Annotated in this window: 14 protein-coding genes; 9 read left to right on the top strand and 5 right to left on the bottom strand. The window is 71.1% G+C overall.

Going from position 1 to position 12,165, the window contains the following annotated elements; genetic code table 11:
• The first annotated feature begins 148 nt into the window (after positions 1–148).
• Positions 149–982: an alpha/beta fold hydrolase gene (locus tag ACFTQE_RS18565; RefSeq protein ID WP_376926457.1), complete on the top strand. Its 834-nt coding sequence runs from the start codon at positions 149–151 to the stop codon at positions 980–982.
• A gap of 99 nt (positions 983–1,081) precedes the next feature.
• Positions 1,082–1,822, top strand: a complete 741-nt coding sequence (locus tag ACFTQE_RS18570; RefSeq protein WP_376926458.1) for a DUF4097 domain-containing protein — start codon at positions 1,082–1,084, stop codon at positions 1,820–1,822.
• Positions 1,823–1,878: 56 nt separating this feature from the next.
• On the opposite strand, the gene ACFTQE_RS18575 is transcribed toward ACFTQE_RS18570, so the two are convergent.
• The 3 genes from ACFTQE_RS18575 to ddaH form a co-directional block, all read right to left on the bottom strand.
• Positions 1,879–2,427, bottom strand: a complete 549-nt coding sequence (locus ACFTQE_RS18575; protein ID WP_376926459.1) for a histidine phosphatase family protein — start codon at positions 2,425–2,427, stop codon at positions 1,879–1,881.
• A gap of 118 nt (positions 2,428–2,545) precedes the next feature.
• Positions 2,546–3,790 carry an ornithine--oxo-acid transaminase gene (gene rocD / locus ACFTQE_RS18580; RefSeq protein WP_376926460.1) on the bottom strand — a complete coding sequence of 415 codons (1,245 nt, stop codon included), beginning with the start codon at positions 3,788–3,790 and terminating at the stop codon, positions 2,546–2,548.
• Positions 3,787–4,572: a dimethylargininase gene (gene ddaH / locus ACFTQE_RS18585; protein ID WP_376926468.1), complete on the bottom strand. Its 786-nt coding sequence runs from the start codon at positions 4,570–4,572 to the stop codon at positions 3,787–3,789. Before ddaH ends, rocD begins: the two co-directional genes overlap by 4 nt.
• Before the next feature lie 456 nt (positions 4,573–5,028).
• On the opposite strand from ddaH, the gene ACFTQE_RS18590 reads away from it, so the two are divergent.
• Both ACFTQE_RS18590 and ACFTQE_RS18595 read left to right on the top strand, forming a co-directional pair.
• Entirely contained in the window at positions 5,029–5,904 is an 876-nt protein-coding gene (locus ACFTQE_RS18590) for a hypothetical protein (protein WP_376926461.1), read from the top strand.
• On the top strand, positions 5,901–6,701 hold the full coding sequence (locus ACFTQE_RS18595; protein ID WP_376926462.1) for a hypothetical protein: 801 nt from the start codon (positions 5,901–5,903) through the stop codon (positions 6,699–6,701). Before ACFTQE_RS18590 ends, ACFTQE_RS18595 begins: the two co-directional genes overlap by 4 nt.
• On the opposite strand, the gene ACFTQE_RS18600 is transcribed toward ACFTQE_RS18595, so the two are convergent.
• Complete coding sequence (locus tag ACFTQE_RS18600; protein WP_376926463.1) at positions 6,698–7,498, bottom strand: LLM class F420-dependent oxidoreductase; 801 nt, start codon at positions 7,496–7,498, stop codon at positions 6,698–6,700. The genes ACFTQE_RS18595 and ACFTQE_RS18600 overlap by 4 nt on opposite strands.
• Before the next feature lie 90 nt (positions 7,499–7,588).
• Here ACFTQE_RS18600 and ACFTQE_RS18605 point away from each other — a divergent pair, with 90 nt between their 5' ends.
• From ACFTQE_RS18605 to ACFTQE_RS18615, 3 genes are read left to right on the top strand one after another with little or no spacing between them, the layout of a single operon-like run.
• On the top strand, positions 7,589–8,026 hold the full coding sequence (locus tag ACFTQE_RS18605; RefSeq protein ID WP_056655238.1) for an Lrp/AsnC family transcriptional regulator: 438 nt from the start codon (positions 7,589–7,591) through the stop codon (positions 8,024–8,026).
• 55 nt (positions 8,027–8,081) lie between these two features.
• Positions 8,082–9,062 carry a hypothetical protein gene (locus ACFTQE_RS18610; protein WP_376926464.1) on the top strand — a complete coding sequence of 327 codons (981 nt, stop codon included), beginning with the start codon at positions 8,082–8,084 and terminating at the stop codon, positions 9,060–9,062.
• Positions 9,062–9,424 carry a GntR family transcriptional regulator gene (locus ACFTQE_RS18615; protein ID WP_376926465.1) on the top strand — a complete coding sequence of 121 codons (363 nt, stop codon included), beginning with the start codon at positions 9,062–9,064 and terminating at the stop codon, positions 9,422–9,424. The genes ACFTQE_RS18610 and ACFTQE_RS18615 overlap by 1 nt, the downstream gene beginning before the upstream one ends.
• A gap of 22 nt (positions 9,425–9,446) precedes the next feature.
• Here the strand turns inward: ACFTQE_RS18615 and rimK are convergent, their stop codons facing one another.
• The gene (gene rimK, locus ACFTQE_RS18620) at positions 9,447–10,637 is read right to left on the bottom strand and encodes a 30S ribosomal protein S6--L-glutamate ligase (RefSeq protein ID WP_376926466.1); all 1,191 of its coding nucleotides are present in this window, start codon (positions 10,635–10,637) and stop codon (positions 9,447–9,449) included.
• A gap of 25 nt (positions 10,638–10,662) precedes the next feature.
• Here rimK and ACFTQE_RS18625 point away from each other — a divergent pair, with 25 nt between their 5' ends.
• On the top strand, positions 10,663–11,154 hold the full coding sequence (locus tag ACFTQE_RS18625; protein WP_375836459.1) for an ATP-dependent zinc protease: 492 nt from the start codon (positions 10,663–10,665) through the stop codon (positions 11,152–11,154).
• On the top strand, positions 11,151–12,165 hold a 1,015-nt coding region (locus ACFTQE_RS18630; protein WP_376926467.1), incomplete at its 3' end, for a hypothetical protein. The genes ACFTQE_RS18625 and ACFTQE_RS18630, both read left to right, overlap by 4 nt.

Consider the following 12,165-nt stretch of genomic DNA (forward strand, 5'->3'; position numbering starts at 1 on the left):
GCTCGGACTCGTGCGAGTCCGAGCGGCCGTGGGTCGTTCGTCGGCGCTCCACGACGCCGCTTGCGGGGCGTACGCGGCGGTGGTGGACTGGCGAGGGCGACACGCGCGACAGCGTGCCGCGACATCCGTCAGCCGCATCGGAGGAACCATGGCCTACATCACCGTCGGAGCCGAGAACTCGACCCCCATCGAGCTGTTCTACGAAGACCACGGCTCGGGGCAGCCGGTCGTGCTGATCCACGGCTACCCGCTCGACGGGCACTCGTGGGAGAAGCAGTCGCGGGCACTGCTCGAGGCCGGGTACCGCGTCATCGCCTACGACCGCCGCGGGTTCGGCCAGTCGAGCCAGCCCACGACTGGGTACGACTACGACACCTTCGCCGCCGACCTGAACACGGTGCTCGAGACCCTCGAGCTCAGCGAGGTCGTGCTCGTCGGGTTCTCGATGGGCACCGGCGAGCTGGGCCGCTACCTCGGCACCTACGGCAGCGCGCGCATCGCGAAGGCCGCGTTCCTCGCCTCGCTCGAGCCCTTCCTGCTGCAGACCGACGACAACCCGACGGGCGTGCCGCGCGAGGTCTTCGACGGCATCGAGCAGGCGGCCACGGGCGACCGCTACCAATGGTTCGACGACTTCTTCCAGAACTTCTACAACCTCGACGAGACGCTCGGCTCGCGCATCAGCGAGGGGGCGGTCCGCGGCAGCTGGAACGTCGCGGCCGGCTCCTCGTGGTTCGCCTCGTCGGCCGTGGTCGAGACGTGGCTCACCGACTTCCGCGCCGACATCGAGAAGATCGACGTGCCCGCGCTCATCCTGCACGGCACCGCCGACCGCATCCTGCCGATCGACGCGACCGGGCGGGAGTTCACGAAGCGCCTCCCCGCCGCCGAGTACGTCGAGATCGAGGGCGCACCGCACGGCCTGCTGTGGACCCACGGCGAGGAGGTCAACCGCGCGCTGCTCGCGTTCCTCGCGAAGTAGGGCGAAGGCGCGCCGCACCCGGGGGCTTGCCCCCGTGCGGGCGCGGCACCGACCTCGTTAGGGTCGGAGACGGGCGAGAGGATCGCCCGAGGGGGAATCATGATTCGCACATCACGCACGATCACCACGGCAGCCGTCGCTGCCACGGCCGTCCTGCTCCTGAGCGGATGCGGCCTGCTCACCCCGCCCGAACGGTTCAGCGACGAGTCGACGCTCGACGATCAGGTGCACACGATCGAGATCGACGAGCCCGCCGGCAGCGTCACGGTACGCGGCGATGAGGATGCCACCGAGGTCGAGGTGTCGCGAACGGTCTCGTACCACGGCGACCGCGAGGTCGGTTCGACGTTCGAGGTCGACGACGGCGTGCTCGTGCTGAGCGGGTGCGGCAATCGCTGCACGGTCGACTACACGATCGAGCTGCCGCCCGGCGTCGACGTGCGCGGTTCCACCTCGAACGGCGCCATCGAGCTCACCAAGGTGGCCGAGGTCGACGTCTCGACGAACAACGGCAGGATCGAACTCGACGACGTCACCGGCGCGATCGAGGTCGAGACGAGCAACGGGCGCATCGAGGGCCGCGGTCTCGCCGGCACCGGCGTGCGGGCGTCGACCTCCAACGGCGCGATCGAGCTGCGTCTCTCGGCAGCGCAAGACGTCGACGCACGCACCTCGAACGGCGGGATCGACCTCGCGGTGCCGACCGACGGGGTCGGGTACCGGGTCACGACCGACACGTCGAACGGCTCGGTCGACGTCGACATCGACGAGGATTCCGATGGCGAATTCGCGCTCGACCTCGCCACCTCGAACGGGTCGATCCGCGTCACCGGTCGCTGATCGGTCGACGCGGGGTTCCGTCGCTGCGGATCGCTCGGCTCAGCTCGATTCGGCGATCAGCTCGATTCGGTGATCAACGCGAGTGCGAGGTCGAGTCGGCCGTCGAGCACGTCGAGTTCGCTGATGGATCCGTTGGCCGCGGGGCCCGGTTGCTGATCCCGATGCCGAGCAGCTTGGGCGGTGATCGCGTTGATCAGGGCGCCATGGCTCACGACGACCACGTTCCCGCCTTCGTGGATGCTCGCGATGCGCGCCAGCGCAGCTGCGGCACGTTCGACCAGGCGCGCGTGCGGCTCGATGCCGGGAATGACACCGCCCGGAAAGGCCTCCTCGAGCTCGGCCCAGGGCGTGCCCTCCGCTGCACCGAGCTCCTGCTCGACGAGGTCTGCCTCGAACTCGACGCTCGTGAGGCCGAGCTCGGCGGCGATGATCCGCGCGGTCTCAGCGGCTCGGGCCAACGGGCTGCTCACGACGGCCGAGTACCGAAGCCCGTCGAGCCTGCCCGCCGCAGCAAGGGCCTGCTCCCGCCCGACGTCGTTGAGCGGGATGTCCTGTCGGCCCTGGATGAGGCCCTGAGCGTTCCAGTCCGTCTGGCCATGTCGCACGAGTCGCAAGCGAGTGATGAGTGCACCTCCGAAGCGGGTCGATCCCCGATTCCGCGCTGCGCGGACGATCGATCTCGAGACCAACACTCCCATCGCACGGGCGGGCCTGCGAAATCGTTCACGAGCCGGCAGCGAACTCCTCGAGCACCTCGGCGAGCTGGTCGACCGCCCAGTCGAGATCGGCCTGCTCGACGACGATCGGCGGCGCCAGGCGGATGGTCGAGCCGTGCGTGTCCTTCGCGAGCACCCCACGGCGCATGAGCGCCTCGCAGGCCTCGCGGCCGGTCGCGAGCGCGGGATCGATGTCGATGCCGGCCCAGAGGCCCGCGCCGCGCACCTCCACCACGCCGTGCCCGACGAGTGAGCCGAGTCGCGACTGCAGATGGGCGCCGAGCATGCGTGCGCGCTCCTGCGGCTGACCGCTCGCGAGCATGCGCACCACTTCGAGGCCCACGGATGCCGCGAGCGGATTGCCCCCGAAGGTGGACCCGTGCTCACCGGGGCGGAGCACCCCGAGCACGTCCCGGTCGCCGACGACCGCGGAGACCGGCACGATGCCGCCGCCGAGCGCCTTGCCGAGCAGGTACAGGTCGGGGACGACGTCGACGAGGTCGCACGCGAACGTCGCCCCGACGCGGCCGAGCCCCGACTGGATCTCGTCGGCGATGAGCAGCACCTGCCGCTCGGTGCAGAGTGCGCGGAGCGCGGGCAGGAACCCGGCGGGCGGCACGACGATGCCGGCCTCGCCCTGGATCGGCTCGACGAGGACGGCGACCGTGTGATCGTCGATCGCCGCGGCGACCGCAGCGGCGTCGCCGTAGGGCACCGTGCGGAAGCCCGGCGTGTACGGCCCGAAGTCCTCACGGGCGTCGGGGTCGTCGCTGAACGAGATGATCGTCGTCGTGCGGCCGTGGAAGTTGCCCGCCATCACGACGATGTTCGCGGAATCGGCCGGCACGCCCTTCACCCGGTAGCCCCACGCGCGCGCGACCTTGATGCCCGACTCGACGGCCTCGGCGCCCGTGTTCATCGGCAGCACCATGTCCTTGCCGCAGAGCGCGGCGAGCTCGGTGACGAACGGGCCGAGCCGGTCGTTGTGGAACGCGCGACTCGTGAGGGTGATGCGGCCGAGCTGCTCGCGCGCGGCCTCGACGAGGCGCGGGTTGCCGTGGCCGAAGTTCACCGCGGAGTACGCGGCGAGGCAGTCGAGGTAGCGGCGCCCCTCGACATCCGTCACCCAGGCGCCCTCGCCCGAGGCGACGACGACCGGCAGCGGGTGGTAGTTGTGTGCGGCGTGGTCGTCTTCGAGCAGGATCGCATCGGCGGTCCGGTCCGTGGTGACGGTGGGTCGATTCAGGGTCATCGGCGCAGCTCCAGGGTGCAGCACTTGACGCCGCCCCCGCCGAGCAGCAGCTCCGAGAGGTCGACGCCGATCGGGTGGTATCCGTGTTCGCGCAGTTGTCGTTCGAAGTCCGTCGCGCGCGAGGCGATGACCACGTGGTAGCCGTCGCTGAACGAGTTGAGGCCGAGCACCGCGGCATCCGTCTCGTTCACGATGATGGCGTCGGGGAAGCGCGCACGAAGCAGGGCGACGGATGCCTCGTCGAACGCGCTCGGCAGGTAGGCGATGTGCTCCTGGCCCGGGGTCGGGTCGAGCACCGCGACCGCCGTGTCGAGGTGGTAGAAGCTGGGGTTCACGAGCCGCAGGGTCACGACCTCGCGCCCGAAGACCGCGGCGAGCTCCTCGTGCGAGCGCGAGTCGCTGCGGAACCCCGTGCCCGCGAGGATGGCCTCGCCGACGAGCAGGAAATCGCCCTCGCCCTCGTTGACCTCCACCGGCTCGCGCACGTCGAGGCCCGCACCGCGGAACCACTCCATGTACGCCGGCCCCTCCGGCTGTCGCTCGGGGTAGGTGAACTTCGCGCCGTAGGCGACGCCGTCGATCACGAATCCGCCGTTCGCGGCGTAGACCATGTCGGGGAGGCCTTGGATCGGCTCGATGAGCTGCACGTCGTAGCCGAGGCCGACGAACGTGTCGTGGAGCACCTGCCACTGCGCGAGCGCGAGGGCGGTGTCGGTCGGCTCGGCCGGATTCATCCACGGGTTGATGCGGTAGACGACCGTGAAGTACTCGGGGCGGCACATGAGCACGCTGCGCGCGGTCGGGCGGCGTTCGGGGCGCACGGCCGACTGCTCGACGGGATGTTCGCCGGGGTGGCCGTCGGTTGCGATCATCGTCGACATCTCACTCCTTCGAGAGGGGGAGCGGATGCCGCTTGGGGGCCTGCGGCATCCGCTCCGTGCATCGTCGGCGCACCGACTCGCTGTTCGCGAGTCCGACGGCGGCGTTCGGGTTCGCCGCCGTCGGGTTCGCCTGTTCCAAGTGTGCGGGCAATTGCGGCGCGGTTGGTGGCGTGCTGCGCAATTTTCGTGCTCGTTCGGCCTCGTCGCGCCGCATCCGTGCGCGAACGAGCGGGCGGATGGCGCGTCTGGCGCGTTCGTCCGCCCGGTTGCCGTCGGCGCGCCCCTGAGGCATGCTGAAAACGACCCGGATTCGTGCAACCCGATGCACCCGAGCCGGGGGGAGCGACGGAGACCGGCATGGCTGACTTGGACGATCGAGTCGGCACGAACTCGCCCGATCCCGACTCGCGGGCCGCGACCGACGCTGCCGAGACCGCCGCGCGCATCACCCGGCTGCAGCGCATCGCGTTCGGCGCCGACGCCTCCGAGTCGGAGCGGAACGCCGCCGCGACCGAGCTCGAGACCCTGCAGCTCGCGGAGGCGGACGCCGCAGCGGCGCGCGCCGAACTCGCGGCCGTCGCCGCCGGCCGCACGGCCGGGCAGCCGCACGACGACCGCCCCGAAGACGGGCCGGACTCGTCGGCGGCCTTCGCACCGCCCGCGCCGCGGGCACCGACGGACACCCGCGGCATCCGCTGGGCGATCGCCGCCGGCATCGTCGCGCTCGCGCTCGGCCTGGGCGTCGGGTGGCAACTCGGCGGCCGTTCGGTGGTGCCGCCCGTGGCGGCCGCGGCGACGGCGGTTCCCGATGTCCTGGCCGCCGCGCCGGTTGCTCCCGCCACCACCGTGCAGCTCGCCGAGACCTCGTTGCCGGGCGTGCTCTCCCGTCCGCCCGTCGAGACCGACGCCCTCGATCCCGCCTGGCAGCGGACGTACGGCATCGACCTGTCGAGCGCACGCCGACTGCTCAGCATGCCCGACGGGCTCGAGGTCTTCGGAGCGCTCCGCGACGGCGACGTCTGCCTGATCGCGAGCTACTCTCCCGCCGACGGCGCACCGGCCTGTTCCACGTACGGCATCGTCAACAGCGAGGGGCTCCGTACGGCGGTCATGAGCGCGACGACGGCGATGACCGTGCAATGGCGACCGGACGGCATGGTGGAGCTGATCCCGATGAGCGACCCGCTCGCCGAGGCCGCCGTCTCAGGCGATGACGTGGAGGGCGCGAGATGACCGCCGATCGCGCCGCCGACCTCGAACGGATCGTGTACGGATCCGGTGCGAGCGACGAGGAGCGCGAGCGCGCCGCCCGCGAGCTGCTCGAGCTGCGAGCCGTGCCGGCGGCGGCGGCAGCAGCGGAGAGCGCCGACACGTCAGATGCGACGACCGAGACGGCCGATGCCGAAGTGGCCGGTGTCGACCTGGCCACCGCCCAGACCGACGATCCGGTCGCGGCCGCCGACCCGCGCCGCCGACTGCGGCGCGTGATCATCGCCACGACCGCGGCCCTCGTCGCCGGCGTGCTCGCCGGTTGGCAGCTCGGTGCTCGCGAGGCCCAGCAGCAGGCCGAACTCGCCGCCGCTGCCGGCTCCGCCTTCCCCGGCCCGCGGACGCAGGCCGAGTACCTGGCGGCGCTGCCGCCCGCGGCCGACTCCCCCGCGACCGAGGTGTTCGACCGACCGGCGACGGACGCCGACGTGCCCGAGGCGCTGTGGCTGCCCGATGCCGGAGGGGCGGACACCGACTCCCGACTCCTGGTGACCCGGGCCGACGGCACCTCGATCTACGCGATCCACGACGGCGACGAGTACTGCGTCCAGGTCATCCTCCCCGTGCTGCAGGGCGGCACGATGGGGTGCACCGAGGGGGGTCGTTTCCCAGCCGAGGGCCTGCAGGTCGGCATGATCATCGAGGGCTCGCCCGAGGCGACCGTGAACGTGACGTGGCGACCCGATGGATCGCTCAGCGTGCTCGTGCCCCGCACGGAGCCGGCGACACCGCCGCTCGACGAGAGCCAGGCCCCGCGCTAGCCGTTCTTCGCGTCGCGCCAGGCGAGCCAGCGACGCACCGGGTCGAGGTCGTAGGCCGGACCGCCGATGCCGATCGTGAAGAGCCGCACGCCGCCGGCGAAGAGCGCCTCCGCATGCTCGACGTCGTGACCGGCGCGGTCGAGCTCGTTGGAGACCGTGATCTCCGAGACATCCCGCCCGACCTCGTCGCCCCAGCGGGCGAGCACGTCGAGCTTGTGCCGCAGTTCGTCGGGCGCGACGAAGGAGTGCCAGATGTCGGCGTGCCGGGCGACGATGCGCAGCGTCTTCTGCTCGCCCTTGCCGCCGATCATCACGGGGATCCGCCGGGTCGGCGCCGGGTTCAGCTCGGCCCAGCGGGCCTCGATGCGCGGCAGGGCGTCGGCGAGCGCGTTCAGTCGCGAGCCGCGCGTGCCGAAGTCGTAGCCGTACTCGTCGTAGTCGCGCTCGAACCAGCCCGACCCGGTGCCGAAGATGAAGCGGCCCGTGCCGCCCTTCGCGCTGATGTGGTCGAGGGTGCGGGCCATGTCGGCCTGCAGGTCGGCGCCGCGGTACGAGTTGCAGTTCACGAGCGTGCCGAACTCGATGCGCTCGGTCTGCTCGGCCCAGGCGCCGAGCATGGTCCACGCCTCGAAGTGCAGCCCGTCGGGGTCGCCCGTGAGCGGGAAGAAGTGGTCCCAGTTGAAGACGACGTCGACGCCGAGCTCCTCGAGTCGCAGGACGGTGTCGCGGATGGCGGGATACTCGGCGTGCTGCGGCTGCACCTGCACGGCCAGACGTACGGGGGAATCGAGAGGCATCCCGCCAGCCTAGGCCGGGAATCCGCGCGGGGCGCAGGAAATGTGCGCCGCGTCGTGCGAGAACGCAAAGGATCGACATACAATCCGAGAATGGACAACCTCGATCGCGCCATCCTCGACCTGCTCCGGCAGAACTCCCGGGCTGGGTACGGCGACATCGGATCGTCGGTCGGCCTCTCGGCCTCCGCCGTCAAGCGACGCGTCGACCGGCTCGTGGCCGACGGGGTCATCCGCTCCTTCACCATCCAGGTCGACCCGACCGTCGACGGCATGTCGACCGAGGCCTACGTCGAGCTCTTCTGCCGCGGCACCGTGGCGCCCGACGAGCTCCAGCGCATCCTGCAGGGCGTGCCCGAGGTCGTCTACGCGGGCACTGTGACCGGCAGCGCCGACGCGATCGTGCACATGCGGGCCCGCGACATCGCCTCGCTCGAGGACGCGCTCGAGCGCGTGCGCATCGCCCCGAACGTCGACCACACCCGCAGCGCGATCGTGCTGTCGCGCCTCGTGAACCGCAACCGGGACTGACCACGACGCGCCGCGGGCGCTTGACGCCGTGAGATTGTAGTAATACATTCTTGGCATGTCCCTTGAATGGCCCGAATGGTTCCTGCTCGGCCTGCTCAGCGCGTTCGCCGTCCTCATCGCGATCTCCCCTGTGTGGATGTCGCGGCCCTCGGCGGTCGGACGGTTCGCCCGCGCCGTCGGGCTTCCGCTCGACGGCGACGTCGAGCTCGAGCAGACGATCCGCGAACGGCTCCGATCGCGCGCCCGCTGGGGTGCGCTCGGCTCCATGGTCGGTGCCGTGGCGAGCGCCCTCGTGGTCGTGAGCGGCGCACTGACGACCCACGACGACTGGGGCACGGGCGTCGCACCGTTCGCCGGGCTGGCGCTTGCCTGCCTGCTGCTCACGGGGCGCGGCATCGGGACAGCCATCTCGATCCTGCCCGCGCCGCCCGAGGTGCGACGCGACGGACCGCGACTCGCGCGTCTGCCCCGGCCGGTCGCGAGCGACTACGTCGCGCCGATCGAGCGGGTCGGAGCTCGTGTCCTCGTGGCCGTGAGCTCGGTTCTCGCGCTCGGCACCGTTCTGCTGCCGGTACCGGTCGCGTCGCGGGTGCTCGTCGGCGCGTCGGCCCTGGGAGCCATCGCGGTGCTCGTCGTCGTGGAGTGGGTGTCGTCGGCGCTCGTCGCTCGGCCCCAACCCGCGGTGAGCGAGCAACTGCTCCGATGGGATGATGCACTCCGCGCGCAGACGCTGCGCGACCTCGTCTCTGTCCCGCTCATGTTCGGCGCACTCGCCCTCATCACGTCGACCACGACCGGACTCGGCTGGGTCGCGGCGAGCGGCGACCTCGGCCTGGTCGTCATGAACGTGGCGATGAACGCGCTCATCCTCGCCGGCATCGTGGTCGTCGCCATCTCGATCGCGGTGAAGCCGGCCCGGTACTACCTCAAGCGGCTCTGGCCCGTGCAGTACTCCGAGACGGAGCCGCCCGCGTACGGCTCTCCGGAGGCGGCCGCCCCGACCGCAGCCGAGAGCGCCGCGGCACGGGGCGCATGATGCTGCTCGAACTCGATCCCGAATCCTCCGTTCCGCCCTACGAGCAACTGCGGCGGGCGGTCATCGACGGCGTTCGCGGCGGCACCCTCGTCGCCGGCACCCGGCTGCCACCGGTGCGCACGCTCGCCACCGAGCTCGGTCTCGCAGCGAACACGGTCGCGCGCGCCTACCGCGAGCTCGAGCGCGACGGCGTCATCGAGACGCGCGGTCGCAACGGCTCGTTCATCTCGGCGACCGGGGACCCGACCGAGCAGCAGGCGCAGCTCGCGGCATCCGCCTATGCCGATCGCATCGCGCAGCTCGGCCTCGACGCGGACGAGGCCCTCGCGATCGTGCGGGCCGCCCTGCAGAGCCGAGGCTGACCGACGCGGAGCAGGGCGCGGATCACTCCTCGGGGATCGGCTGCTTCGGGAGCTTGCGCACCTTGGAGCGGCGACGACGACGCTCGGGGATCATCGAGCGCATCTCCTCCAGCTTGCCGAAGCAGAGCAGGCGGTCTTCGCCCTCGAGCACGACGCCCTTGCGCGGATTCGGGATGACGGTCGTGCCGCGGTGCAGCGTCAGCACCGTGATGTCGCGCTCCCAGAGTCCCGATTCGCCGAGCGTCGTGCCGACGAGGTCGGCGCCGCCGTGCACCATGAGCTCGGCGACGCCGTAGCCCGTCGAGACGGTGAGCCGCTGGCGCACGTCGATCTCGGGGAAGGCGACCTGGTTCGCGATGTGGTCGATGATGGCGCCGGCGACGTCGAGCTTCGTCGCCGTCTCGATGCCCTCGAGCCCCGGCGAGGAGTTGACCTCCATCACGAGGGGGCCGTCGTCGCCCTCGAGCATGTCGACGCCCGCGACCCGGAGGCCCATGATCTGCGCCGAGCGCACGGCCGCCTGCTCGTACTCGGGCGTCAACTCGACCGCCTCGACGGTGCCGCCGCGGTGCACGTTCGAACGGAACTCGTCGCCGCTCGCGCTGCGACGCATCGCCGCGACGACGCGGTCGCCGACGACGAGGGCACGGATGTCCCGGCCCCTGCTCTCCTTGATGAAGCGCTGGATCAGGACGTTCTGCTTCGTCGAGTGCAGCGTCTCGATGATCGCCTCGGCGACCTTCACCTCGGGCGCGAGGATGACGCCGATGCCCTGCGTGCCCTCGAGCAGCTTGATGACGACCGGCGCTCCCCCGACGCGTTCGATCGCGGGACGCACGTCGGCGCGGTTGCGCACGAACGCCGTCGCCGGCATGCCGATGTTGTGGCGCGAGAGGATCTGGTTCGCCCGCAGCTTGTCGCGCGAGTTCGTGATGCCGTTCGCGGTGTTCGGCGTGTAGACGTCCATCTGCTCGAACTGGCGCACCACGGCGGTGCCGAAGTACGTGACCGAGTTCCCGATGCGGGGCAGCACGGCGTCGTAGTCGGAGAGCCGACGACCCCGGTACTGCAGGTCGGGCTCGGGCCCCGAGAGGTCGATCGCGAAGCGCAGGGTGTCGAGCACCTTGACCTCGTGACCGCGCTGCTGGGCGGCCGCGCGGAGTCGTTGGGTGGAGTACGCCTGCGGGGCGCGCGAGAGGATCGCCAGTTTCATCGTGTGCCCCTGCGAAGATGGTGGAGTGACAGAGCCCGTCTATTCAAACACCATCGCGGGATGGCGCGAATGGGTGAGCCTGCCCGGAGCCGGAGTTCCCTGGATCAAGGCGAAGCTCGACACGGGTGCGCGCACCTCGTCGCTGCACGCGTTCGACCTCGAAGAGGTGCAGCGCGGCGCGGAGTCGATCGTGCGATTCGGCGTGCACCCGTGGCAGAACTCCGACGAAGACGCCGTCATCGTCGAATGCCCCGTGCACGACCGCCGCTCGGTGCGAAGCTCGTCGGGTCACACCGAGGAGCGCATCGTCGTGCTCATGGACGTCGTGCTCATGGGCCGCACGATGACGGCCGAGGTGACGCTCACCAATCGCGACGAGATGGGTTTCCGCATGCTCATCGGGCGCGAGGCGCTGCGGCAGGGCTTCATCGTGGACTCCGCGCGCTCCTTCGTCGGCGGTCGCGCACCACGCGGCATCCGTCGTCGCAATCGCGGCCGCACCGCCGCGCGCGCGTGAGCCGCACCCGCCCGGGAGTCGACCGGACGGCCGTGCCCGGCGCGCCGACGGCCACGCGCGCCCCGTCCTGGCGGCGGCTCGTCGGCAGCCCCCTCGTATGGGCGGCCGCCTGCCTCGCGCTGGCAGTGCCGTGGGCCATGTCCGGTCAGGCGACGGAGTTGATCCCGTACCTGCTCATGCTCGTCGGGGGCTGGTTGTGCGGCTTCTCGTTCGTCAATGCGACGTTCCGCATGACGCCGGTTCGGCGCGGGGTGATCGCGCACGTGATCGGTGCGATCGCGTCGGCGGCGCTCGTCGTGGTGGCGGTCGAGTACGCCGGCCCGCTGCTGGCCACCGCACCCGAGTGGATGCGCATCTCGCTCGTGATCGTGCAGTTCGCGGCGATCCCCGCGGCGGGCTGGATCTGGCTCGGCCTCATCGGGCGCGTCTCCGCCGCCGTCGGCACGCCGAAGCGGCCCGCACCGACCGCGCCGGAGTGGGTGCGTGCTGAGCGCGGCCACGGCTCGGAGGTGCGATTCGCCGCGGTGCCGATACCCGTGCGCACGCTGACCATCGCCATCGTCGTCATCGTCGTCGTGATGAGCGGCATCGTGACCCTGGCGCTCATCTTCGTCGGCGATCTCGTCTACTCGCTCGGCGCCCGACTCACGATCATCATCGTCGGCGTCGTCTTCGCCCTGCCCGCCTACCTCGTCGGCCGCGCAGTGGCGCGACAACGGACCCTCGCCTGCACCGTCGGCTTCGGGAACGATCGTCTGTGGCTCGCAGCAGGATCGACGACGACGATCGTCCTGTACCGGGACCTCGAGCTGCTCGTCTGGCGGCGCAAGAGCGACTACGCACGCGTCGAGGTGCGCGCCGCGGAGGTCGAGGCGTCACTCGTCACGGGCATCGCCGCACCGGCATCCGGCGCCACCGCCGAACTCCCAGCGCTGCCCCGGCGCGTGCTCGGCCGGCTGCAGGACGAGGGGTTCGCGCTCGAGCGTTCGCGACAAGGCGAGGTCCTGACGC

The organism is Agromyces sp. NPDC056965, from assembly GCF_042673425.1.
In the GTDB taxonomy this organism is placed as follows: domain Bacteria; phylum Actinomycetota; class Actinomycetes; order Actinomycetales; family Microbacteriaceae; genus Agromyces.